The 21,140-nt window shown below is 54.9% G+C and carries 24 protein-coding genes; 18 read left to right on the top strand and 6 right to left on the bottom strand.

What is annotated here, in order from left to right:
* Window positions 1–6 precede the first annotated feature (6 nt).
* The 3 genes from ABLU87_RS07360 to ABLU87_RS07350 all read left to right on the top strand — a co-directional run bounded on the left by ABLU87_RS07360 (window position 7) and on the right by ABLU87_RS07350 (window position 3,227).
* On the top strand, window positions 7–873 hold the full coding sequence (locus ABLU87_RS07360; RefSeq protein WP_014226929.1) for an AraC family transcriptional regulator: 867 nt from the start codon (window positions 7–9) through the stop codon (window positions 871–873).
* 128 nt (window positions 874–1,001) lie between these two features.
* Window positions 1,002–2,645 carry a glycoside hydrolase family 43 protein gene (locus ABLU87_RS07355; RefSeq protein ID WP_122116835.1) on the top strand — a complete coding sequence of 548 codons (1,644 nt, stop codon included), beginning with the start codon at window positions 1,002–1,004 and terminating at the stop codon, window positions 2,643–2,645.
* Between the two features lie 78 nt (window positions 2,646–2,723).
* Window positions 2,724–3,227 carry a M48 family metallopeptidase gene (locus tag ABLU87_RS07350; RefSeq protein ID WP_004105953.1) on the top strand — a complete coding sequence of 168 codons (504 nt, stop codon included), beginning with the start codon at window positions 2,724–2,726 and terminating at the stop codon, window positions 3,225–3,227.
* Here ABLU87_RS07350 and ABLU87_RS07345 read toward each other — a convergent pair.
* Both ABLU87_RS07345 and ABLU87_RS07340 read right to left on the bottom strand, forming a co-directional pair.
* Window positions 3,207–3,581, bottom strand: a complete 375-nt coding sequence (locus ABLU87_RS07345; protein ID WP_004105955.1) for a type II toxin-antitoxin system death-on-curing family toxin — start codon at window positions 3,579–3,581, stop codon at window positions 3,207–3,209. The genes ABLU87_RS07350 and ABLU87_RS07345 overlap by 21 nt on opposite strands.
* A complete protein-coding gene (locus ABLU87_RS07340; protein ID WP_004105957.1) occupies window positions 3,578–3,799 on the bottom strand; it encodes a type II toxin-antitoxin system prevent-host-death family antitoxin in 222 nt (73 codons plus the stop codon). Before ABLU87_RS07340 ends, ABLU87_RS07345 begins: the two co-directional genes overlap by 4 nt.
* 159 nt (window positions 3,800–3,958) lie before the next feature.
* On the opposite strand from ABLU87_RS07340, the gene ABLU87_RS07335 reads away from it, so the two are divergent.
* The 3 genes from ABLU87_RS07335 to sstT all read left to right on the top strand — a co-directional run bounded on the left by ABLU87_RS07335 (window position 3,959) and on the right by sstT (window position 7,669).
* Complete coding sequence (locus ABLU87_RS07335) at window positions 3,959–4,948, top strand: Gfo/Idh/MocA family oxidoreductase (protein ID WP_032693240.1); 990 nt, start codon at window positions 3,959–3,961, stop codon at window positions 4,946–4,948.
* 250 nt (window positions 4,949–5,198) lie between these two features.
* Window positions 5,199–6,167 (top strand): TerC family protein, encoded by a 969-nt coding sequence (locus ABLU87_RS07330; protein ID WP_048260487.1) that lies wholly within the window; start codon window positions 5,199–5,201, stop codon window positions 6,165–6,167.
* A 254-nt stretch (window positions 6,168–6,421) separates the two neighbouring features.
* Window positions 6,422–7,669, top strand: a complete 1,248-nt coding sequence (gene sstT, locus ABLU87_RS07325) for a serine/threonine transporter SstT (RefSeq protein ID WP_122116834.1) — start codon at window positions 6,422–6,424, stop codon at window positions 7,667–7,669.
* Between the two features lie 18 nt (window positions 7,670–7,687).
* Here the strand turns inward: sstT and ABLU87_RS07320 are convergent, their stop codons facing one another.
* The 3 genes from ABLU87_RS07320 to uxaC form a co-directional block, all read right to left on the bottom strand.
* Window positions 7,688–8,242: a YgjV family protein gene (locus ABLU87_RS07320; RefSeq protein ID WP_122116833.1), complete on the bottom strand. Its 555-nt coding sequence runs from the start codon at window positions 8,240–8,242 to the stop codon at window positions 7,688–7,690.
* Window positions 8,243–8,551: 309 nt separating this feature from the next.
* On the bottom strand, window positions 8,552–10,039 hold the full coding sequence (locus ABLU87_RS07315) for an altronate dehydratase family protein (protein WP_014226935.1): 1,488 nt from the start codon (window positions 10,037–10,039) through the stop codon (window positions 8,552–8,554).
* A gap of 18 nt (window positions 10,040–10,057) precedes the next feature.
* Window positions 10,058–11,470, bottom strand: coding sequence for a glucuronate isomerase (uxaC, locus tag ABLU87_RS07310; protein WP_049083893.1), 1,413 nt, complete (start codon window positions 11,468–11,470; stop codon window positions 10,058–10,060).
* A gap of 481 nt (window positions 11,471–11,951) precedes the next feature.
* Here uxaC and ABLU87_RS07305 point away from each other — a divergent pair, with 481 nt between their 5' ends.
* The 11 genes from ABLU87_RS07305 to ABLU87_RS07255 all read left to right on the top strand — a co-directional run bounded on the left by ABLU87_RS07305 (window position 11,952) and on the right by ABLU87_RS07255 (window position 19,396).
* Complete coding sequence (locus ABLU87_RS07305; RefSeq protein WP_004854445.1) at window positions 11,952–13,253, top strand: MFS transporter; 1,302 nt, start codon at window positions 11,952–11,954, stop codon at window positions 13,251–13,253.
* A 127-nt stretch (window positions 13,254–13,380) separates the two neighbouring features.
* A complete protein-coding gene (exuR, locus tag ABLU87_RS07300; RefSeq protein ID WP_004854448.1) occupies window positions 13,381–14,157 on the top strand; it encodes a transcriptional regulator ExuR in 777 nt (258 codons plus the stop codon).
* Window positions 14,158–14,493: 336 nt separating this feature from the next.
* On the top strand, window positions 14,494–15,156 hold the full coding sequence (yqjA, locus tag ABLU87_RS07295) for a DedA family general envelope maintenance protein YqjA (protein ID WP_004125499.1): 663 nt from the start codon (window positions 14,494–14,496) through the stop codon (window positions 15,154–15,156).
* 8 nt (window positions 15,157–15,164) lie between these two features.
* The gene (mzrA, locus tag ABLU87_RS07290) at window positions 15,165–15,542 is read left to right on the top strand and encodes an EnvZ/OmpR regulon moderator MzrA (RefSeq protein WP_161506366.1); all 378 of its coding nucleotides are present in this window, start codon (window positions 15,165–15,167) and stop codon (window positions 15,540–15,542) included.
* Between the two features lie 149 nt (window positions 15,543–15,691).
* Entirely contained in the window at window positions 15,692–16,060 is a 369-nt protein-coding gene (locus ABLU87_RS07285) for a DUF1090 domain-containing protein (RefSeq protein ID WP_014226939.1), read from the top strand.
* A gap of 45 nt (window positions 16,061–16,105) precedes the next feature.
* Window positions 16,106–16,411: a YqjD family protein gene (locus tag ABLU87_RS07280; protein WP_004854453.1), complete on the top strand. Its 306-nt coding sequence runs from the start codon at window positions 16,106–16,108 to the stop codon at window positions 16,409–16,411.
* Between the two features lie 2 nt (window positions 16,412–16,413).
* Window positions 16,414–16,812: a phage holin family protein gene (locus ABLU87_RS07275; protein ID WP_004854455.1), complete on the top strand. Its 399-nt coding sequence runs from the start codon at window positions 16,414–16,416 to the stop codon at window positions 16,810–16,812.
* Window positions 16,809–17,108, top strand: a complete 300-nt coding sequence (locus tag ABLU87_RS07270) for a YqjK family protein (protein WP_004854457.1) — start codon at window positions 16,809–16,811, stop codon at window positions 17,106–17,108. The genes ABLU87_RS07275 and ABLU87_RS07270 overlap by 4 nt, the downstream gene beginning before the upstream one ends.
* A 344-nt stretch (window positions 17,109–17,452) precedes the next feature.
* Window positions 17,453–17,845 (top strand): DoxX family protein, encoded by a 393-nt coding sequence (locus ABLU87_RS07265; RefSeq protein WP_004125512.1) that lies wholly within the window; start codon window positions 17,453–17,455, stop codon window positions 17,843–17,845.
* Between the two features lie 69 nt (window positions 17,846–17,914).
* Window positions 17,915–18,901 (top strand): glutathione S-transferase family protein, encoded by a 987-nt coding sequence (locus ABLU87_RS07260; protein WP_122116832.1) that lies wholly within the window; start codon window positions 17,915–17,917, stop codon window positions 18,899–18,901.
* A 126-nt stretch (window positions 18,902–19,027) separates the two neighbouring features.
* On the top strand, window positions 19,028–19,396 hold the full coding sequence (locus ABLU87_RS07255; protein WP_004105984.1) for a DUF805 domain-containing protein: 369 nt from the start codon (window positions 19,028–19,030) through the stop codon (window positions 19,394–19,396).
* Window positions 19,397–19,432: 36 nt separating this feature from the next.
* Here the strand turns inward: ABLU87_RS07255 and ABLU87_RS07250 are convergent, their stop codons facing one another.
* Entirely contained in the window at window positions 19,433–20,329 is an 897-nt protein-coding gene (locus ABLU87_RS07250) for a LysR family transcriptional regulator (protein ID WP_014226944.1), read from the bottom strand.
* 104 nt (window positions 20,330–20,433) lie between these two features.
* Between ABLU87_RS07250 and ABLU87_RS07245 the strand changes: the two genes are divergently transcribed.
* The gene (locus tag ABLU87_RS07245; protein WP_122116831.1) at window positions 20,434–21,135 is read left to right on the top strand and encodes a pirin family protein; all 702 of its coding nucleotides are present in this window, start codon (window positions 20,434–20,436) and stop codon (window positions 21,133–21,135) included.
* Window positions 21,136–21,140: the final 5 nt, after the last annotated feature.

The following is a 21,140-nucleotide window of genomic DNA, read 5'->3' as shown; positions in this document are numbered from 1 at the left end:
TACCCGATGAGTGATGAATCTCCCGTTTTCGAAAAGATCCCCGTGGGCGCCGGCGAGCTATTTACCCTCCGGGTAGATAACATAAACGATTTCAATGGCATAAACGTAGTCCCGCATTTTCATATGATGGACGAACTGATGTGGTTCCGAGAGTCGGAGGGCAGCTATTCGATTGGTGATGAGAAATTTACGATAAAAAACAATACCCTGATTTTCGTCCCCGCCTTACTGATCCATGAAATGACGCTCCCGGCCGCCGCCAGCCACAAGCGTTATCTTATGCAATTCGAAAAAGAGTGGCTCGAGGGATACGACCTGTCGCTCCCCGCCGCCCACTGCGGCGCGGTCGCTTACCTTTCCGGCGAGGAAGCCGAGCGCCTGGAGCTGCTGCTGAGCTGGTGCGGCGAGTTCAGCGACTTTACCGATTCGCTGTTTCGCTCCCTGATGCAGAGCGTACTGCTGCACGCCTTTAATAGCCTGAAAGATTCCGTCCCCATTACCGAACGCACCAACCATCGCTATCTGAGCGAGCTGATCGAACTTCTGCAATCTATTGATGAAAATGAAAATTTTGAGATGACAACCGAAGAAGCCGCCCGCCGCTGCCGGTGGTCGAAATCCTGGTTTTCCCGCACCTTTAAATCCGCCTTCGGCATCAGCTTCAAAAAATTTATGCTGCTGCGCAAACTGAATATCGCTATCAATCTACTGACCAACACCGACCTGAAGATTAGCGATATCTCGCAAAGCGCCGGCTTCACCGACAGTGCCTACTTCTGCCTCAAGTTTAAAGAGATGATGAACGACACCCCGCTGGCCTTCCGTCACAAAGTCAGAAGCACCGATGCCGTAGGGCGTCAGGCGGAGAAATAACGCGTTTTTGTGAGCCGCATCACCGGAGAAGTAGACGTTTATTATATAAATAGCCAGAGTCTATATATCCCCGTCGCCATCGCCTATTTACAATCATCGCTATATTTTGCGCATTAAGGGTAAATACGATGATTCAGAATCCTGTTTTTAAAGGTTTTAATCCTGACCCCAGTATCTGTCGGCGCGGCGATGATTATTATGTGGCGGTCTCTTCCTTTGAATGGTTTCCCGGTCTGCCAGTTTATCATTCGAGGGATTTAAAACATTGGCAATTACTTACCCACGTTCTTACCGATGATAATAATCCGGATTTAAAAAAGCTGCCCTCCGCCAAAGGCATTTGGGCACCGAGCCTGACCTGGTGTGAAGAGGAAAAGCTGTTCTACGTTATTTATGGCGTGATGAATTCCATGAATTCACGTTATTTCGATGTAGATAACTATCTAATTACCGCCAGTGAAATCACCGGCCCGTGGAGTGAGCCGGTTTATCTCCACTCTGCCGGGTTCGATGCCTCCATTTTGCACGACACCGACGGAAAAAAATGGATCGTTTCCCTGGAGTGGGAAACCCGCGAAGGTTACGAAAAACCGGGCGCCATTTGCCTGGTGGAGTATTCGCCGCAAACGCGAAGCGTTGTCGGCTATCCGCAGCGGATCTGGCGCGGCGGTACCGATCGCGGCTGTATTGAAGCACCGCATTTGACGCGCCGCGGCGACTATTACTACCTGATGGTCGCCGAAGGCGGCACCGGCTACGGCCATGCGGTCACCATGGCGCGCGCAACGCAGGTCGCCGGCCCCTATGAAGGCGATCCGCAAAACCCCATCGTCACCTCCTGGCCGGAGAACTTTAACGCGCGCCACGACGCAGACCATCTCAAACCACACTACTTCAATCCGCAAACCTATCTGCAAAAAGCCGGGCACGGCAGCTACGTCGAGACCCCGACGGGCGAAGTCTGGTTAACCCATCTTTGCAGCAGACCCTTCCGCCAGGCGCTGCGCTGCCCGCTGGGCCGCGAGACGGCGATACAAAAGATGGTATGGAGCGACGATGGCTGGCTGCGCATGGCGGACGGGGGGAACCTCGCTCAGCACCAGGTGGAAGAGTCTAATCTGCCTTCTCAGCCGTTTCCGGCTAAACCAGACAGGGATGATTTTGATGGGCAGACGCTGGATAACGCCTTCTATGCGCCGCGGATCCGCTTTCAGCGCTTTACCAGCCTTGAACGTAAAGCGGGCTACCTTGCCTTACGCGGCCAGGAGTCGCTGAGCTCGCTCAATAAAGTCAGTCTGCTGGCGAAAAAGCTCACCTCGGTATACGCCACCATCGTCACGAAGATGGATTTCAGCCCGGAGATTTATCAGCACAGCGCCGGCCTGACGCTCTATTACGACAACATGAACTATCTGTTTTTGCATAAAACCTGGGATGAAGCCTCCGGCGCAGCGCAGCTGGCCATCATTTATATGGATAACGGCGAGCGTCACGACGACCCGCAGAAAATCCGCCTTGCGGAGGGAGAAGTCTATCTGGCGATGGCGATTAACGGCCGGGAGATACAATGCTCGTGGTCCGCGGATGGCGAAAAATACCAAAACATCGGCGCGGTCTACGACACCTCGCATTTTTCCGATGAATACAGCCGCTACGGCGAGTTTACCGGCGCGTTTGTCGGCATGGCCTGCGTGGATAGCATGCTGCATCGTAAAGAGGCGCTGTTTGACTTCTTTAGCTACCGGACGGTAGAAGACGCGATAATCGAGTAACGCCGCCTTTCTGGCATCCTGCCCGCGCGGGGTGCTAGAATCCCCGGCAGTTGTCGCTGAATGACCCAAACAGGCTGCATGAGCACTTTAACCTATCTCCAGGGCTACCCTGAATCCCTGCTGGCGCAGGTCACCGCGTTAATCGAACAGAACCGTCTCGGCGAGGTGCTGAAAAAGCGCTATCCGCAGGGTCACGATATCAACAACGATAAAGCGCTGTACCAGTATACCCAGGATCTGAAGTCCCGCTATCTGCGCGGCGCGGCGCCGATCAATAAGGTGATGTACGACAACAAGATCCACGTGCTCAACAACGCGCTCGGCCTGCATACCGCCATCTCCCGCGTTCAGGGCGGCAAGCTGAAGGCCAAAGCCGAAATTCGCGTCGCCACCGTCTTTCGCGATGCGCCGGAGGATTTTCTGCGGATGATCGTGGTGCACGAGCTGGCGCACCTGAAGGAAAAAGAGCACAACAAAGCGTTCTATCAGCTGTGCTGCCATATGGAGCCGCAGTACCATCAGCTGGAGTTTGATACCCGCCTGTGGCTGACCCAGCTTTCGTTAGAGCGCCAATTGCCGTAACGCATCAGCAAGAACCACTACCGTAGCTTCGCCTGTCGCAGCCAGCACAGTGAGTTCTTCCAACCGGGTATCTTCATCAGCGATAAGATACCCATTGCGGGCCAGGAACGTCATGGTGATAAAAAAAGCAGTCCTCTTATTACCATCATTAAAAATGTGCCCACGCGCGATAGCGACCCAATAGGTTGCAGCCAGTTCAAAAATGTCGTTCACCCCTTCATAGTGAAAGCGGTTCTGTACACGATAAATTATGGCTTCCGCCCGACCAGGATCGGACATACCTTTAACGCCGGGGAGATGTTGTAAAATGCGATCATGAAAGGCAATGACTTCGCTTGCGCTCACCCATTTCATCGATCGGTCAACGCCTTAACTGTGCGGCCGTGTCGCTGCATAATAAAATCAAACTCCGCATCAAGTTTGGCATTCATAAACGTTTCATATTCCGCCTTACTGATCAAAACATTAGACGTTCCATCACGCCGTGTAATTTCAATCGGTTCTCCGCTGGCAGCGGCGTCCATGACGGCCGCAATATTCTGTCTGGCTTCAGATGTACTGTATGAGCGCATAAATTTCTCCCAGCTTGAATTGTACACATTAATTGTACGCTTTATGCGTACATCAGACAACACACCACTCTTCAAGCTTCTGCGCCATAGCGCACTGGTTTTGTCATGATGGCGTGCTACAGTGACGAAAGGTCCCTTTTACGGAGTTCGTCAACGTTTATGATACGTTTCGCAGTTGTTGGCACAAACTGGATAACCAAGCAGTTTGTCGATGCCGCCCATGAAACCGGCAAATATAAACTCACCGCCATCTACTCCCGCAGCCTTGAGCAAGCCCAGGCCTTCGCCAGCGACTATCCCGTCGAACATCTGTTCACTTCGCTGGAAGATTTAGCGCAAAGCCCTGACGTTGACGCGGTCTATATCGCCAGCCCAAACTCGCTGCACTTCCCGCAAACCCGCCTGTTCCTGCGCCATAAAAAGCACGTGATTTGCGAAAAACCGCTGGCCTCGAACCTGCAGGAAGTCGAAGCCGCGATCAAAACGGCGCGGGAAAATAACGTGGTGCTCTTCGAAGCGTTCAAAACCGCCAGCCTGCCAAACTTCCTGCTGCTTAAACAGTCGTTCGACAAGATCGGCAAGCTGCGCAAAGCCTTTATTAACTACTGCCAGTACTCTTCCCGCTATCAGCGCTATCTCGACGGCGAAAATCCCAACACCTTCAATCCGGCCTTCTCTAACGGTTCGATCATGGACATCGGCTTTTACTGTCTGGCCTCCGCGGTGGCGCTGTGGGGCGAGCCTCGCGCGGTGCACGCAACCGCCAGCCTGCTGGAGAGCGGCGTCGATGGCCAGGGCACAGTCGTTCTTAGCTACGGAGATTTCGATGTCACCCTGCACCACTCGAAGGTCAGCGATTCCGCCATCCCCAGCGAAATTCAGGGCGAAGCCGGCGCGCTGGTGATCGAAAAAATCTCCGAATGCCAGAAAGTGTGCTTCGTGCCGCGCGGCGGCAAGTCTCAGGATCTCACCCAGCCGCAGCATATCAATACGATGCTGTATGAAGCGGAGGAGTTCGCTCGTCTGGTCGAAGCCAACGAGGTGGCTCATCCGGGTCTGGAAGTGAGCCGCATCACGGCGAAGCTGCTGAGCGAAATTCGTCGCCAGACCGGCGTGGTCTTCCCGGCGGATAGTCAACCGGTGGCGTAAAGCTGTGTAAATGGTCCGTCGGCCTCCATTGACGCCATTTATAACCTGTAATACTTTGTTACGCGCAAAGGGGAGTAACTTCCTTGCCGGCCGATCGTCATTACGATGCGTGAAAAACCGCATCCGGTCGCCGGGCAACAGATTCTTGTTGTAAGTGAGACCTTGCCGGAAGGCGAGGTCTATGCATAAAAGCGCAGCGGCTGCCGTCTTCCGACGTCAGCCGTTTTGTTTTTATGTAAGGAATATCGTAATGAATACTGTCGGCACACCGTTGTTATGGGGCGGATTCGCAGTGGTCGTGGTCATCATGCTGGCTATCGATCTGCTGCTGCAGGGACGGCGTGGTGCGCATAGCATGACCATGAAGCAGGCCGCTGGCTGGTCCATCCTCTGGGTTACCCTCTCGCTGCTGTTTAACGCCGCTTTCTGGTGGTATCTGGTGCAGACCGAAGGTCGCGCCGTGGCCGACCCGCAAGCGCTGGCGTTCCTCACCGGCTACCTGATCGAGAAAGCGCTGGCCGTGGATAACGTCTTCGTCTGGCTGATGCTGTTCAGCTACTTTGCCGTTCCTCCTGCGCTACAGCGTAGAGTACTGGTTTACGGCGTACTGGGCGCGATCGTGCTGCGTACGATCATGATCTTCGCCGGCAGCTGGCTGATTTCTCAGTTTGAATGGCTGCTCTACGTCTTCGGCGCATTCCTGCTGTTTACCGGCGTGAAGATGGCGCTGGCGAAAGAGGACGATTCCGGGATCGGCGATAAACCGCTGGTGCGCTGGATCCGCAATCATCTGCGCATGACGGATAAAATCGAAGGTGAACGCTTCTTTACCCGCAAAAACGGCGTTATCTACGCCACGCCGCTGCTGCTGGTGCTGATTCTGGTCGAGCTGAGCGACGTTATCTTTGCCGTCGACAGCATTCCGGCCATCTTCGCCGTGACCACCGATCCGTTTATCGTGCTGACCTCAAACCTGTTCGCGATTCTCGGCCTGCGCGCGATGTATTTCCTGCTGGCGGGCGTCGCGGAGCGTTTCTCCATGCTGAAGTACGGCCTGTCGGTGATTCTGGTGTTTATCGGCATCAAGATGCTGATTGTCGATTTTTACCATATTCCCATCGGCATTTCGCTGGGCGTGGTCGGCGGTATTCTGGCGTTGACGCTGCTTATCAACGCCTGGGTCAATAAGCAGAACGATCGGAAAAAACAGCTGCAGTAAGACGTAAACGGCCGGGTGAAGACCCGTTTCACCCGGTCGGCAACGTTTGCCGCGCATTATTCTTACTCATGTCACAAAATAGTTAATACATAGTTAAAAAATAAGATCTCAGCGCAATAAACAGCATTTTACCCTTCCCCAGAAGCGTTCTTTCCGTATACTCAACCAGGCAAACATCTATTTACATCCGGACATAAACGTTACAAATAATACGTAGCCGGGACGGACAGCGACATCACTGGAAGGAATGAATTATGGCAACCCCATCACCCCGATCGCCCCTGCTACGGCGACTGGCTCAGGGCAGTCTGGTCAAACAAATTTTAATTGGTCTGGTACTCGGCGTGCTGCTGGCGACGGTCTCAAAACCGGCCGCCGTGGCGGTTGGACTGCTGGGTACGCTGTTCGTCGGCGCGCTGAAAGCGGTGGCGCCGGTGCTGGTACTGATGCTGGTCATGGCCTCTATCGCCAACCATCAGCAGGGGCAGAAAACCAGCATCCGCCCGATTCTGTTCCTCTATCTGCTGGGGACTTTTGCCGCCGCGTTAACCGCGGTGCTGTTCAGCTTCCTCTTTCCGTCAACGCTGCACCTGAACGCGGCGGCAGAGAGCATCACCCCACCGTCGGGTATCGTCGAAGTCCTGCGCGGGCTGCTGATGAGCATGGTTTCTAACCCCATTGACGCGCTGCTGAACGCCAACTATATCGGGATTCTGGTATGGGCCGTCGGTTTAGGATTCGCGCTGCGCCACGGCAATGAAACCACCAAAAATCTGATTAACGACATGTCCCACGCGGTTACCTTTATCGTTAAAGTGGTGATTCGCTTTGCGCCGCTGGGTATCTTCGGCCTGGTCGCTTCCACGCTGGCGACGACCGGTTTTGAAACCCTGTGGGGCTACGCCCAGCTGCTGCTGGTGCTGGTTGGCTGTATGCTGCTGGTGGCGCTGGTGATTAACCCGCTGCTGGTGTTCTGGAAAATCCGCCGCAACCCGTATCCGCTAGTGATGACCTGCCTGCGCGAAAGCGGCGTATACGCCTTCTTTACCCGCAGCTCCGCCGCCAACATTCCGGTGAATATGGCGCTGTGCGAAAAGCTGAATCTGGATCGCGATACCTATTCGGTCTCTATTCCGCTGGGCGCGACCATTAACATGGCCGGCGCGGCGATTACCATCACGGTTCTGACCCTGGCGGCCGTACACACGCTGAATGTTCCGGTCGATCTGCCGACCGCGCTGCTGCTGAGCGTGGTCGCCTCGCTGTGCGCCTGCGGCGCCTCCGGCGTGGCGGGCGGGTCGCTGCTGCTGATCCCGCTGGCCTGTAATATGTTTGGTATCCCGAACGATATCGCCATGCAGGTGGTCGCCGTGGGCTTCATCATCGGCGTTCTGCAGGACTCCTGCGAAACCGCGCTGAACTCCTCGACCGATGCGCTGTTCACCGCCGCCGCCTGTATCGCTGAAGACGAACAGCTGGCGAAAAACGCCCTGCGCAGTTAATCTCACCTCTCCCCTCCGCTAACGCGCGGAGGGGTTCTCTTTCTGCCCCGCCTTTTCCGCTTTAAACGGATCGATACCGCGCTTTTGCATCCGCCGGAATCGGATGATATTCAGACCGTTCATCAACAGGAAGCTGCCTTCAATCAGGGTGCCGCCGAGCGAGCCCAGCCAAAAGTTGTGGATCACCCAGCAGGCGGTCGAACACCACATGACGCAGCGGACGGTTAGACCCGAGCAGCGAAAGAGCGCCCAAGTACTGGCCAGGGTGCCAATAATCGGCAGCAGCTCCATGGAGTGCTGCAGCTTCGCCAGCCCCAGCACCAGGGTGAGCACGATAAACAGGGCCATCACCCACAGCCTGCGGGTGCGCATGGAGATCAGGGTGCGGACGGTATTCAGCTCGGCGCTCATTCCCGCCGGCCAGGCGCCCATCAAAAAGAAATGCACGCCAATAGTGGCGCTATAGACGGCCAGCTGTAGCTTAAAGCGATGCTCATCGCGGTTGAAAAAGGTCGTAATCCCGATCAGAAAGGCGATAACGCCGACGCCCTGGGCAAGCCAGTATGCGGTCATGAAAAGTCCTTATATACCCGTCATACTTCAAGTTGCATGTGCGTTAGCTGCGTTCGTTCACCCCGGTCACTTACTTCAGTAAGCTCCCGGGGATTCGCTCACTTGCCGCGTTACTCGGCCTGCGGTCTCGCCCCTTCGGGGCCAGCGCCAGCGCTGTTCAAAGCACAAGTGCTTTGTCCTGCAACTCGAATTATTTAGGGTATAAGACAAAACGGCGCATCATACTCTGAAACGCCGCTTTTGAAACGACTCCCTTTATTACTCAACAAGGTTTCACGCCGCAGCTGTGGCGTGAAAGATAACGAGTAATTAAAGGGTGACGCCGCTTTTGAATATCGCCAGCTCGCGGAAATCATTACGCTCATTGCAGGTCTGCTTACCGTTCGCAAAGGCCACAATGGTATCGACAAACTCCTCCAGCAGCTGCGGCATCGCTTTACCGTGAATCAGCTGACCGGCATCGAAGTCGATCCAGTGTTTTTTCTTTGCCGCCAGCTCGCTGTTGGTGGCAATTTTCACCGTTGGCACAAAACCGCCGTACGGCGTGCCGCGACCGGTGCTGAAGAGCACCATATGGCAGCCCGCGCCGGCCAGGGCGCTGGTCGCAACCGCATCGTTGCCCGGGGCGCTCAGCAGGTTCAGGCCGTGCACTTTTAGCCGCTCGCCATAGCGCAGGACGTCGACCACCTGGCTGGAGCCCGCTTTCTGCGTGCAGCCCAGCGACTTATCCTCCAGCGTCGTGATACCGCCCGCTTTGTTGCCCGGCGATGGATTCTCATAAATCGGCTGGTCATGAGCGATAAAGTACTGTTTGAAATCATTAACCATCGTCACCAGCTTGCCAAACGTCTCTTCATCGCGACAGTGGCTCATCAGCAGCTGCTCGGCGCCGAACATTTCCGGCACTTCGGTCAGCACGGTGGTGCCGCCGTTGGCAATCAGATAATCCGAGAAGCGGCCCAGCATCGGGTTTGCGGTGATGCCGGACAAACCGTCAGAGCCGCCGCACTCAAGACCAAACTTCAGTTCGCTCAGCTTACCCGGCTCGCGCTTGTCGTGGCGCATCACCTCATACAGCTGGCGCAGATGCTCCAGCCCGGCTTCCACTTCGTCATCCTGGTGCTGGCAGATCATAAAGTGGACGCGGTCAGGGTCGAACTCGCCCAGCGTTTCGCGGAAGGCATCAACCTGATTGTTTTCGCAGCCCAGACCCACCACCAGTACCGCCCCGGCGTTCGGGTGGCGCACCATATTTTGCAGCATGGTACGGGTGTTGATGTGATCGTCACCGAGCTGTGAGCAGCCGTAGGTATGGCTGAAGAGATGAACGCCGTCGATACCTTCCGCGTCGTTGGTTTCCTTCAGAAAACGGTTCTGCATCTGGCGCGCCATGGCGTTGACGCAGCCGACGGTCGGCAGGATCCACAGCTCGTTGCGCACCCCGACTTCGCCGTTGGCGCGACGATAAATCTGGATGTCGCGATCCGCCGGCTGCGCGGCGGGTTCGATCAGATCCGGTTGATAGCTGTACGCGTCGAGATCGCTTAAGTTAGTACGCGTATTATGGGAGTGTATATGTTCCCCCGGCGCAATATCCGCCAGCGCATGCCCTATCGGCAGACCATACTTAATGACGTTGTCTCCCTTCGCAATGCCGCGCAGCGTAAACTTATGCCCGCGCGCAATATCCTGCGCCAACGTGACCGTATCGCCGTCAATGGTGACTACCGTGCCTGCCGCCATATCCGCCAACGCTACCGCGACGTTATCGTGCGAATGGATTTTAATGTATTGCATATCAACCGACCTCTGGTCTTAGTTCAGTTCAATGGCGAAGTAGTCACGCGCATTGTTAAAGCAAATGTTTTTCACCATCTCGCCCAGCAGCTGAATATCCGCCGGCGCTTCTCCCGCTTCAACCCAGCGGCCAATCATCTGGCACAGGATGCGGCGGAAGTATTCATGACGGGTGTAGGAGAGGAAGCTGCGGCTATCGGTCAGCATCCCGACAAAGCGGCTCAGCAGGCCAAGCTGCGCCAGCTGGGTCATCTGACGTTCCATACCGTCTTTCTGATCGTTGAACCACCAGCCGGAACCGAACTGCATCTTGCCCGGCATGCCTTCGCCCTGGAAGTTGCCGATCATGGTACCCAGCACTTCGTTGTCGCGCGGGTTCAGGCAGTAGAGGATCGTTTTCGGCAGCAGGTTTTCTTCGTTCTGTTTGCTGAGCAGTTTGGACAGCTCTTCCGCCATCGGGCGGTCGTTAATGGAGTCAAACCCTACATCCGGCCCTAACAGTTTGAACTGGCGCAGGTTGTTGTTGCGCAGCGCGCCGATGTGGTACTGCTGCACCCAGCCGCGGCGGGCGTATTCCGCGCCGAGGAAGACCAGTACCGCCGTTTTGAACTGCGCGACTTCATGCTCGCTGAGGGCTTCACCCGCCAGACGACGCGCCAGGATGCTATCCAGTTCGCTTTCGTTGGCTTCGGCGAACAGCACCACGTCGAGCGCGTGGTCAGACACTTTACAACCGTGAGCGGCGAAGTGATCCAGACGTTTGGTCAGCGCGGACTGGAGGTCGGCAAAGCGGCGAATATCGGTGTCAGACACTTCACCCAGCTTCACCATGTAGTCGTTGAAGGTGGCCTGTTCGATGTTGAAGGCTTTGTCCGGGCGCCAGCTCGGCAGTACTTTCACGGAGAATGAACTGTCTTTAGCGACGGCGGCGTGATGCTCCAGCGAATCGACCGGATCGTCGGTGGTGCCGACCATTTTCACGTTCATCTGCTGCATGATGCCGCGAGCGGAAAAGCTATCCTGCGCCAGCAGATCGTTGCACTGATTCCAGATTTCATCCGCCGTCGCCGGAGAGAGAACCTTACCTGTAATACCAAAAGGACGGCGCAGCTCAAGATGCGTCCAGTGGTATAACGGGTTACCGATGGTATGCGGTACGGTGGCCGCCCAGGCGTCAAATTTCTCGCGATCGGAAGCATCGCCGGTGCACAAACGCTCGGCTACGCCGTTAGTACGCATCGCGCGCCATTTATAGTGATCGCCTTTCAGCCAGATGTCATACAGATTTTTGAAACGATAATTCTCCGCGATCTGCTGCGGCGGCAGGTGGCAGTGATAGTCAAAAATCGGCTGGTCTTTCGCGTAATCGTGGTACAGGCGGCGGGAAAACTCGGTATCAAGCAGAAAATCTTCGGTCATAAACGGTGTCATTTTCGTGTCCTCTTCGCCCCCTGGGGAGCCCATCAGATGATTGACTATAATGCTGACAAAGTTATCACACCAATTTCCACAGGCCGAAGTATTTTTCGTGAGTTAGATCAATAAACGATGACAAAAAAAGTACCATCAAAGGAGTAAACGCCCCGCCAGAGCGCGCCAGCTCTGGCCTTTTTCGCATGAACGAATGCCCACACAAACTTTCCCACTTTTGTGACGTCACTCAACTTTTGAAGTTGTATGACAAGTTATCTTGCTGCCGTCGAAACATATAAACCGACGGAATGCATTACCGACGAACTATCACGTCGGATTTACCGGTATGGACACCGAATTAGACACAACAGTTAATGGCAAGGTTCGGGCCATACGAGGTTTCCTCTCCTGAACCCTCCGTTTCACCTTCTTCGCCTCAGTTACAGGGCTGGAAGATAGCCGCACCCGCTGCGGATATATAACAAACGATGAGGTTTACATGCGTAAAATTAAAGGGTTACGTTGGTACATGATCGCACTGGTGACGTTAGGTACCGTGCTGGGGTACCTGACGCGTAACACTGTGGCGGCAGCTGCGCCGACTCTGATGGAAGAGTTACACATCTCCACCCAACAGTATTCCTATATCATCGCGGCCTATTCCGCTGCCTATACCGTTATGCAACCCGTTGCCGGCTACGTGCTGGATGTTTTAGGCACTAAAATCGGCTATGCCTTCTTTGCTATCGCATGGGCGGTGTTCTGCGGCTCTACGGCGCTGGCGGGAAGCTGGGGCGGTCTGGCACTGGCGCGCGGCGCGGTGGGTGCCGCCGAAGCGGCAATGATCCCTGCGGGCCTGAAAGCCAGCTCCGAATGGTTCCCGGCAAAAGAGCGTTCTATCGCCGTTGGCTACTTCAACGTCGGCTCCTCGATCGGCGCCATGATTGCCCCACCGCTGGTGGTTTGGGCCATCGTGATGCACAGCTGGCAGATGGCGTTTATTATCTCCGGCGTTCTGAGCTTTGCCTGGGCGATGGCGTGGCTGATTTTCTACAAACACCCGCGCGATCAGAAAAAATTAACTGAAGAAGAACGCGACTACATTATCGGCGGCCAGGAATCTCAGCATCAGACCAACAACGGCAAGAAAATGTCGCCGTGGCAGATTCTGCGCAACCGTCAGTTCTGGGGTATCGCCCTGCCGCGTTTCCTTGCCGAGCCGGCGTGGGGGACCTTCAACGCCTGGATCCCGCTGTTCATGTTTAAAGTCTACGGCTTTAACCTGAAAGAGATCGCGATGTTTGCGTGGATGCCGATGCTGTTTGCCGATCTTGGCTGTATCGTTGGGGGCTATCTGCCGCCGCTGTTCCAGCGCTGGTTTGGCGTTAACCTCATCGTTTCGCGCAAAATGGTCGTCACCCTGGGCGCGGTGCTGATGATTGGCCCGGGGATGATCGGTCTGTTCACCAGCCCGTTTGTCGCTATCGCCCTGCTGTGCGTCGGCGGCTTTGCTCACCAGGCGCTGTCCGGTGCGTTAATTACCCTCTCTTCCGACGTGTTTGGGCGTAACGAAGTAGCGACGGCGAACGGCATGACCGGTATGGCCGCCTGGCTGGCGAGCACGATGTTTGCCCTGGTGGTTGGCGCGCTGGCGGACACTATCGGCTTTAGCCCGCTGTTCGCCGTGCTGGCGGTTTTCGATGTGCTGGGCGCCGTGGTTATCTGGACCGTGCTGAAAAATAAATCGGCGGATGACGACACGACACCGCTGGAAACGAGTAAACCCGCCACGCAAAGCTAGAGGCACGCGAGTTATCCCCTCCGAAAGCCGCCTTGATTAAGGCGGCTTTTTCGTCTCTTCTTATGGTGAGAAGCGCGTAAAAGTGGTATAACAAATCCAATATTGTCGCCATCTCCCGGGAGCGAATATGGAAATCACTGAATCGCGTCGTCTGTATCAGCAGCTTGCTGCTGAGCTTAAAACGCGCATTGAACAAGGTGTCTACCTTGTGGGCGATAAGCTACCCGCAGAGCGGTTTATCGCTGATGAAAAAAGCGTAAGTCGTACCGTGGTTCGCGAAGCCATCATTATGCTGGAAGTTGAAGGCTACGTTGAGGTCCGCAAAGGCTCCGGCATCCACGTCATCTCTAATCATCCAAAACATCAGCAAATTGCCGACGAATCGCTGGAATTTGCCAATTATGGTCCTTTTGAGCTGTTGCAGGCCCGTCAGCTGATAGAAAGCAATATTGCCGAATTCGCGGCGACTCAGGTGACCAAGCAGGACATCATGAAGCTGATGGAAATCCAGGAAAAAGCGCGTAAAGAGAAGTGCTTCCGCGATTCCGAATGGGATCTTCAGTTCCATGTCCAGGTCGCGCTGGCGACGCAAAATACGGCGTTAGCCGCTATCGTCGAAAAAATGTGGACCCAGCGCGTGCATAACCCGTACTGGAAAAAACTGCACGACCATATCGACTCACGTACCGTCGATAACTGGTGCGACGATCATGACCAAATTCTTAAAGCGCTGATTCGCAAAGATCCGCATGCGGCTAAGCTGGCGATGTGGCAGCATCTGGAAAATACCAAGCTGATGTTGTTCAACGAAACCAGCGACGACTTTGAATTCAATGCCGATCGCTACCTGTTTGCCGATAATCCCGTGGTTCATCTCGATACGGCCGCCAACGGCGTAAAATAGACGTTCTCCTTCTGCAGGGCAGCGATTCCTCCGCTGCCCGTAAAGCCTCAGGGTAAGCAAAGCATATATAGTGTCAGCCTGTGTAAATACACTCGCCACCCTCCTTCGCAATCAGCAAAATCAGAATGCAACAAACTGCAATTTCTATGACGTAAAGTCAGCGGGTTTGTTACAATTAGATGCATTTTGTCGTTCTGAGAGTTAGCTTTGGCTTACTTCACTTTTAAACAGGGAACCGTTCAGAGCGCAGTAGCGACCATAATCTAATAAAAAGCTATGTCGCCGTGCATATACCGCGTTCAGACGTGCCGTTAACCGATGTACCAGGAATCGTGAATGGAACTATTAACCCAATTATTGAACGCCTTGTGGGCTCAGGATTACGAAACTCTCGCTAATCCCTCCATGATTGGCATGCTGTACTTTGTCTTATTTATGATTTTGTTCCTTGAGAACGGTTTGCTGCCCGCCGCCTTTTTGCCCGGCGATAGCCTGCTTGTGCTGGTCGGCGTCCTGATAGCCAAAGGCGCGATGGGCTTTCCGGAAACGCTGCTGCTGCTCACCGCGGCGGCAAGTCTCGGCTGCTGGCTGAGCTATATTCAGGGCCGATGGCTTGGCAATACGCGAATCGTACAAAACTGGCTATCGCACCTCCCTTCGCACTATCATCAGCGCGCGCATCACCTGTTCCATAAGCACGGGCTTTCCGCACTGCTGATTGGCCGCTTTATCGCTTTCGTTCGTACGCTGCTGCCGACCATCGCCGGGCTATCAGGCCTGAGCAGCGCACGCTTCCAGTTTTTTAACTGGATGAGCGGGCTGCTGTGGGTTCTGATTCTGACCTCGCTGGGATACCTGCTGGGGAAAACGCCGGTATTCCTGAAGTATGAAGATCAGCTGATGTCCTGCCTGATGCTGCTGCCCGTCGCGCTGCTGGTGTTTGGCCTGATAGGTTCGCTGATTGTCCTGTGGAAGAAAAAATACAGAAGCCGGGGCTAACGATGGAGATGACACGCTCCTCTCTGCGTCAGATAAGCTGGGTGCTGGGCGGTTCGCTACTCCTGTGCGGCCTGTTCTGGCTCTGGCTCACCGTGCAACAGCAGGAATCCACGCTGGCTATTCGTCCCGTTAGTCAGGGTATCAGCATGCCGGACGGTTTTTCCGTCTGGCACCATCTCGATGCTAACGGTATCCGTTTTAAAAGCATTACGCCGCAGAATGACGGTTTGCTTATCAAGTTTGACTCCAGCGCTCAGGGCGCTGCGGCAAAAGAAGTTTTGGGCCGCGCTCTACCGCATGGTTATATTATCGCTTTAGTGGAAGACGATGATTCGCCTACCGCCTGGATTTCGCGCCTGCGCGATACGCCGCACAGATTCGGGTAATCCACGAAAATTCCGAATATATTCACCCTGTTTGGTGATTTCCCGGTTTACTTACTATCATTAAGTTTGCGGGCGTCACCAGACTCACGTTACTCAACTGGATAGGGGATATCCTGAGATATTCCCCCACACAATGGAAGGTCGTATCCATGAAACACCGCATCGCTTTGATCCTGGTTCTGTCATCACTGAGCGCCAGCGCCTTTGCCATCTCCCCTTGCCAGGAAAAAGAGCAGGATATCCAGCGGGAGATCAGCTACGCAGAAAAGCATCATAACCAGCACCGTATTGACGGTCTGAAAAAGGCGCTGAGCGAAGTAAAAGCGCACTGCAGCGACAGCCAGCTCAAAGCCGATCACCAGAAAAAAATCGCCAAACAGCAGGAAGAAATTACCGAACGTCGGAACGACCTGCGCGAAGCCGAACAGAAAGGCGATGCTGACAAAATCAGCAAGCGTCAACGTAAACTTGATGAAGCGCAGCAGGAACTGAAAGAGCTGCAGTCTCGCGAGTACTAATCGATTAAGCAAGACCAATATGGACCACTTTAACAGGAGATAAACATGGCTAAAGATAACGTTGCAGAAGACCTGCGTGCGGAACTGAAGACGCTGGCTGATACCCTGGAAGAAGTGCTGAACTCCTCCACGGATAAGTCGAAAGAAGAGATTGGTAAGCTGCGCAGTAAAGCCGAAAGCGCGCTGAAGGAAAGCCGTGTTCGCCTGGGTGAAACCAGCGATGCTCTCCTGAAGCAAACGCGAGAAACCGCTGCGCGTGCAGATGAATACGTCCGTGAAAACCCCTGGACCGGCGTGGGAATTGGTGCTGCCGTCGGGCTGGTACTGGGTGTCCTGCTGACGCGTCGTTAATTATGGCGAACTCTAAAAGCACGCAAGGGCCTGGGCAAAGCGTTTTCGGCATCGGACAGCGAATAGTCACTTTGCTGGTCGAGATGGTGGAAACGCGCCTGCGCCTGGTCGTCGTGGAGCTGGAAGAGGAGAAAGCCAATCTCTTCCAGCTGTTCCTGATGCTCGGGCTGACGCTGCTGTTTGCCGCGTTCGGGCTGATGAGCATGCTGGTGCTCATCATCTGGGCCGTCGATGCGCAGTATCGGCTCAACGTGATGATCGCCACCACCGCTATCCTGCTGCTGGCAGCGCTCATTGGCGGTATCTGGACCTTACGCAAAGCCCGACGTTCAACGTTCCTGCGCTTCACGCGTCAGGAGCTGGCTAACGACCGCGCATTGCTGGAGGACGATAAGCCATGAGCCGCGAACAGCAGGAACGCGAACGACAAAAAGCGCTTTTGCTGCGCCTGATCCAACAGCAGCGGCTGGACCTTAGCGCCAGCCACCGCCACTGGATTGAAGCGACCGCGCCCATTGATCGCGGCTGGAACACCTTCCTCAATCTGCGTTCATGGGCAATGGTCGGCAGCGGCATCGTGGCAATATGGTCCGTTCGCCATCCGCGCTTTTTGATGCGCTGGGCAAAGCGCAGCCTCGGTATCTGGAGCACCTGGCGGATGGCACGCAATCTGCTGCGTCAGTCCACCTCGCGCTAAGGCTAATGACCGGGTCCGGCGCCAGCCGCCGCCCGGCATCCCTCTCGCCCCACTGTCCCCGTCAGGTTTGCCCCTCTTCTTGCTCACCAGCAGAACGCTTTCGCCTTTCAGCGTCTGCCATCATTTTGCGCAGCACCGCCTGTACGACCCGTTACATCCCCTCTTACATTCATGTCCTTTATCAATAATTACTCAGAAACTTTGAAAAAGATCTACAGTTTTCCTTGCTAACAATCACATCTCATCCTCGCTAATATCCTCTCCATCGACAGCAAGCCCGCGTAACTACGCAGGATTGCACCAAAAAACAAAATCGCCGCCCTTTGGGTTTTCTGGAGTAAGAAATGAAAAAATTAGAAGATGTTGGTGTACTGGTAGCGCGCATTCTGATGCCCATTCTGTTTATCACCGCAGGTTGGGGAAAAATCACCGGTTATGCGGGTACTCAACAATATATGGAAGCCATGGGCGTCCCTGGGTTTATGCTGCCGCTGGTTATCCTGCTTGAATTCGGCGGCGGTCTGGCGATTCTGTTCGGTTTCCTGACCCGCACCACCGCGCTGTTCACCGCAGGCTTCACCGTGCTGACCGCGTTTCTGTTCCACAGCAACTTTGCTGAGGGCGTGAACTCGCTGATGTTCATGAAAAACCTGAGCATCGCAGGCGGCTTCCTGCTGCTGGCTATCACCGGTCCAGGCGCCTTTAGTATTGACCGCGTCCTGAATAAAAAGTGGTAAGCGCACTATACTAGTAAATAAAAAAGCGAGGGGACTTCTCCTCGCTTTTGCTATCTGAAGGAGGAAATAATGGGACAATTAGTTGACGGCGTCTGGCACGATACCTGGTATGACACCAAATCCACCGGAGGGCGATTTAAGCGTTCTGTGTCCGCCTTTCGCAACTGGCTAACCGCCGACGGCGCGCCGGGCCCAAGCGGCGAAGCCGGGTTCGCTGCGGAAAAAGACCGTTACCATCTGTACGTTTCTCTGGCCTGCCCATGGGCGCATCGCACCCTGATCCTGCGCAGCCTGAAAGGACTGGAGCCGTTTATCTCCGTCTCCGTGGTCAACCCCCTGATGTTCGAGAACGGCTGGACTTTCGACGATAGCTTCCCGGCAGCGACGGTCGATACCCTCTACCAGCACGAATTTCTTTATCAGCTTTATCTGCATGCCGATCCCCACTATAGCGGGCGCGTCACGGTGCCGGTATTGTGGGACAAAAAGCAGCAAACCATCGTCAGCAATGAGTCGGCGGAAATCATCCGCATGTTGAATACCGCGTTTGACGGACTGGGTGCCCGCGCTGGAGATTACTACCCGCCTGAGCTGCGCGCGCAAATTGATGAGCTGAACGGCTGGATCTATGACAACGTCAACAACGGGGTCTATAAAGCCGGATTCGCCACCAGCCAGCAGGCCTATGACGAAGCGGTCGATGCGGTGTTTACGTCTCTGGAGCGTCTGGAACAAATCCTTGGTCAACACCGCTTCCTGACCGGTAACCAGCTGACGGAGGCCGATATTCGTCTGTGGACCACCCTGGTTCGTTTCGACCCGGTGTATGTGACTCACTTTAAATGCGACAAACGCCGCATCAGCGATTATCTGAATCTTTATGGCTTCCTGCGCGATATCTACCAGATGCCGGGCATCGCGGAAACGGTGGATTTTGCCCATATTCGCAACCATTACTACCGTAGCCATAAGACGATCAACCCAACCGGGATTATCTCCGTCGGCCCGCAGCAGGATCTTAACGAACCGCACGGCCGCGATCTTCGCTTCCGCTAATCCGTTGGGCGCCATTTACCGCGCCCAATAATTCACAAAACAAATATTTACCAGCATTTCATTCACGTCTATTCTTATTTCGATCGCTTTAAAAACAAGTGATTGACGGTTAATCGAGGCGTAAAAATGGACTGGTATCTTAAAGTATTAAAAAACTACATTGGATTTGGCGGCCGCGCCCGGCGCAAAGAGTACTGGATGTTTATTCTGGTCAACATCATCCTGACCGGCGTACTCAGCATTATTGATAAAATGCTCGGATGGCAGCGCGCCGGAGGGGAAGGCATTCTGACGACCATCTATGGCGTGCTGATATTCTTACCGTGGTGGGCGGTGCAGTTTCGTCGATTGCACGACACCGACCGCTCGGCATGGTGGCTGTTATTACTGCTGATCCCCGTGATCGGCTGGCTGGTGATCCTGGTCTTCAATTGCCAGAACGGCACTCCAGGCAATAACCGCTTCGGGCCGGACCCGAAACCGACCTCTTACTGACCATGCGCCCCTCGTCAAAAAGGGGCGCATTTTGTTTTATCTTGCCATAAATAGCTTCGGGATTTCCCGCAGACACCATGATTTTGCCTCACCCATGCTGTCCCGGCGCCAGGCCATAATAATGTCGATCTCGTTGCTGTACTCCGGGCTGACCACCCGCAGGCGCCCTTCGGCAATATCCCGCTCAACCAGCGGATAGGGCATCGTGGCGACGCCCAACCCTGCCAGCAGCGCCTGGCGTTTATCTTCGATCGAGCTCACGGTTAATCGCGGCTGTTTATCAAGCAGCTGCACCGTCAGCACCGGACGTTCGCGGGCGGTGTCCGCCACCGCCACGCCGCGATACTTCACGCGCGTGACTTCAGAAAGCGGCTCAGGCTCGAGGTGAATGGGATGGTCGGGGGCGGCAACGTAGACGCTCATAACCGAATAGAGCTTACGGGAGTTAATTTCCGAGGAGGAACGAAAATGCATATCCGGCGCAACGACAATATCCGCCCGCCCCTGCTCAAGGCGCTCCCATGCCCCGGCCAGCACTTCGGTAATAATCGACAGCTGGGTGTTCGATTTGGTCGCGAGCTTTTCAATTAGCGGAAACAGGTCGGTGGTGGGTACCAGCGCCTCGGTGACGATGGTCAGGTGCGTTTCCCAGCCGCGCGATAGCGCTTCGGCATCGGTTGTCAGCTTATCCGCCGCTTCCAGCAGAACGCGCCCGCGCTCGAGCAGCATTCGGCCTACGTTGGTGAATTTTGTTCGATGACCTGAACGGTCAAACAGAACGACATCCAGCTCTTCTTCCAGCTTTTGCATGGTATAGCTGAGCGCTGAAGGCACCCGACCAAGCTCATCAGCCGCCGCCGCAAAGCTTCCGCGCCGGTCAATCGCATCCATAACGCGTAACGCTTCCAGCGTTAATGCTCTCTCTTTAGCCATCGTTCTCTCATTCAGGAAATTTGAACATACCGGGCAGAATATCTGGCTAACAATACAGCGTCCATACCTTTACCATTGATTTAGTGTAAAGAGAGGTCAAGAAGATGATTACAACCCGAACAGCCAAACAGTGCGGTCAAGCCGACTTCGGCTGGCTGCAGGCCCGCTACACCTTTTCCTTTGGCCACTACTTCGACCCGAAATTGCTAGGTTACGCGTCGCTGCGCGTGCTCAACCAGGAAGTCCTGGCGCCCGGCGCGTCGTTCCAGCCGCGTACCTATCCGAAAGTCGACATTCTGAACCTGATACTGGAAGGTGAAGCGGAATACCGCGACAGCGATGGCAACCATATCCAGGCTAAAGCTGGCGAAGCGCTGCTGATATCCACCCAGCCCGGCGTGAGCTACAGCGAGCACAACCTGAGCAAAGAGAGCTCGCTGACGCGAATCCAGCTGTGGCTGGACGCCTGCCCGCAGCATGAAAACCCGCTGGTGCAAAAAATCGCTATCGCCGAGGGAACGCAGCAGCTGCTGGCTTCGCCGGACGGCAGCCAGAACAGTCTCCAGCTGCGCCAGCAGGTATGGATCCACCATATCAATCTGGCGAAAGGCGAGCAGCTTAACGTGCAGCTCCACGGCCCGCGCGCCTACCTGCAGTCGATTCACGGCACGGTACATGCGCGAGTGCAGGAAGAAGAGAAACAGGCTTTGACCTGCGGTGATGGCGCGTTTATTCGTGACGAAGCTAACATTACCCTCGTTGCCGATACGCCGCTGCGCGCTTTGCTGATAGATTTACCAGTGTAACAACG

Origin of the sequence: Klebsiella sp. CB_Kp196 (assembly GCF_040061575.1) — a bacterium.
GTDB lineage: Bacteria > Pseudomonadota > Gammaproteobacteria > Enterobacterales > Enterobacteriaceae > Klebsiella > Klebsiella michiganensis.
The sequence above is the reverse complement of the archived record's forward strand: the minus strand, read 5'-3'. Positions and strand labels throughout refer to the sequence as shown.

Excerpts from the sequence above, each read along its gene's own strand:
- uxaC (WP_049083893.1), bottom strand. The coding sequence starts at position 11,470 with ATGACACCGTTTATGACCGAAGATTTTCTGCTTGATACCGAGTTTTCC.
- ABLU87_RS07260 (WP_122116832.1), top strand. The coding sequence starts at position 17,915 with ATGGGACAATTAGTTGACGGCGTCTGGCACGATACCTGGTATGACACC.
- ABLU87_RS07345 (WP_004105955.1), bottom strand. The coding sequence starts at position 3,581 with ATGAAATGGGTGAGCGCAAGCGAAGTCATTGCCTTTCATGATCGCATT.
- ABLU87_RS07320 (WP_122116833.1), bottom strand. The coding sequence starts at position 8,242 with ATGACCGCATACTGGCTTGCCCAGGGCGTCGGCGTTATCGCCTTTCTG.
- ABLU87_RS07350 (WP_004105953.1), top strand. The coding sequence starts at position 2,724 with ATGAGCACTTTAACCTATCTCCAGGGCTACCCTGAATCCCTGCTGGCG.
- ABLU87_RS07285 (WP_014226939.1), top strand. The coding sequence starts at position 15,692 with ATGAAACACCGCATCGCTTTGATCCTGGTTCTGTCATCACTGAGCGCC.
- yqjA (WP_004125499.1), top strand. The coding sequence starts at position 14,494 with ATGGAACTATTAACCCAATTATTGAACGCCTTGTGGGCTCAGGATTAC.
- ABLU87_RS07275 (WP_004854455.1), top strand. The coding sequence starts at position 16,414 with ATGGCGAACTCTAAAAGCACGCAAGGGCCTGGGCAAAGCGTTTTCGGC.
- exuR (WP_004854448.1), top strand. The coding sequence starts at position 13,381 with ATGGAAATCACTGAATCGCGTCGTCTGTATCAGCAGCTTGCTGCTGAG.
- ABLU87_RS07330 (WP_048260487.1), top strand. The coding sequence starts at position 5,199 with ATGAATACTGTCGGCACACCGTTGTTATGGGGCGGATTCGCAGTGGTC.
- ABLU87_RS07315 (WP_014226935.1), bottom strand. The coding sequence starts at position 10,039 with ATGCAATACATTAAAATCCATTCGCACGATAACGTCGCGGTAGCGTTG.
- ABLU87_RS07265 (WP_004125512.1), top strand. The coding sequence starts at position 17,453 with ATGAAAAAATTAGAAGATGTTGGTGTACTGGTAGCGCGCATTCTGATG.
- ABLU87_RS07280 (WP_004854453.1), top strand. The coding sequence starts at position 16,106 with ATGGCTAAAGATAACGTTGCAGAAGACCTGCGTGCGGAACTGAAGACG.
- ABLU87_RS07335 (WP_032693240.1), top strand. The coding sequence starts at position 3,959 with ATGATACGTTTCGCAGTTGTTGGCACAAACTGGATAACCAAGCAGTTT.
- ABLU87_RS07270 (WP_004854457.1), top strand. The coding sequence starts at position 16,809 with ATGAGCCGCGAACAGCAGGAACGCGAACGACAAAAAGCGCTTTTGCTG.
- sstT (WP_122116834.1), top strand. The coding sequence starts at position 6,422 with ATGGCAACCCCATCACCCCGATCGCCCCTGCTACGGCGACTGGCTCAG.
- ABLU87_RS07255 (WP_004105984.1), top strand. The coding sequence starts at position 19,028 with ATGGACTGGTATCTTAAAGTATTAAAAAACTACATTGGATTTGGCGGC.
- ABLU87_RS07250 (WP_014226944.1), bottom strand. The coding sequence starts at position 20,329 with ATGGCTAAAGAGAGAGCATTAACGCTGGAAGCGTTACGCGTTATGGAT.
- mzrA (WP_161506366.1), top strand. The coding sequence starts at position 15,165 with ATGACACGCTCCTCTCTGCGTCAGATAAGCTGGGTGCTGGGCGGTTCG.
- ABLU87_RS07355 (WP_122116835.1), top strand. The coding sequence starts at position 1,002 with ATGATTCAGAATCCTGTTTTTAAAGGTTTTAATCCTGACCCCAGTATC.
- ABLU87_RS07340 (WP_004105957.1), bottom strand. The coding sequence starts at position 3,799 with ATGCGCTCATACAGTACATCTGAAGCCAGACAGAATATTGCGGCCGTC.
- ABLU87_RS07305 (WP_004854445.1), top strand. The coding sequence starts at position 11,952 with ATGCGTAAAATTAAAGGGTTACGTTGGTACATGATCGCACTGGTGACG.
- ABLU87_RS07245 (WP_122116831.1), top strand. The coding sequence starts at position 20,434 with ATGATTACAACCCGAACAGCCAAACAGTGCGGTCAAGCCGACTTCGGC.
- ABLU87_RS07360 (WP_014226929.1), top strand. The coding sequence starts at position 7 with ATGAGTGATGAATCTCCCGTTTTCGAAAAGATCCCCGTGGGCGCCGGC.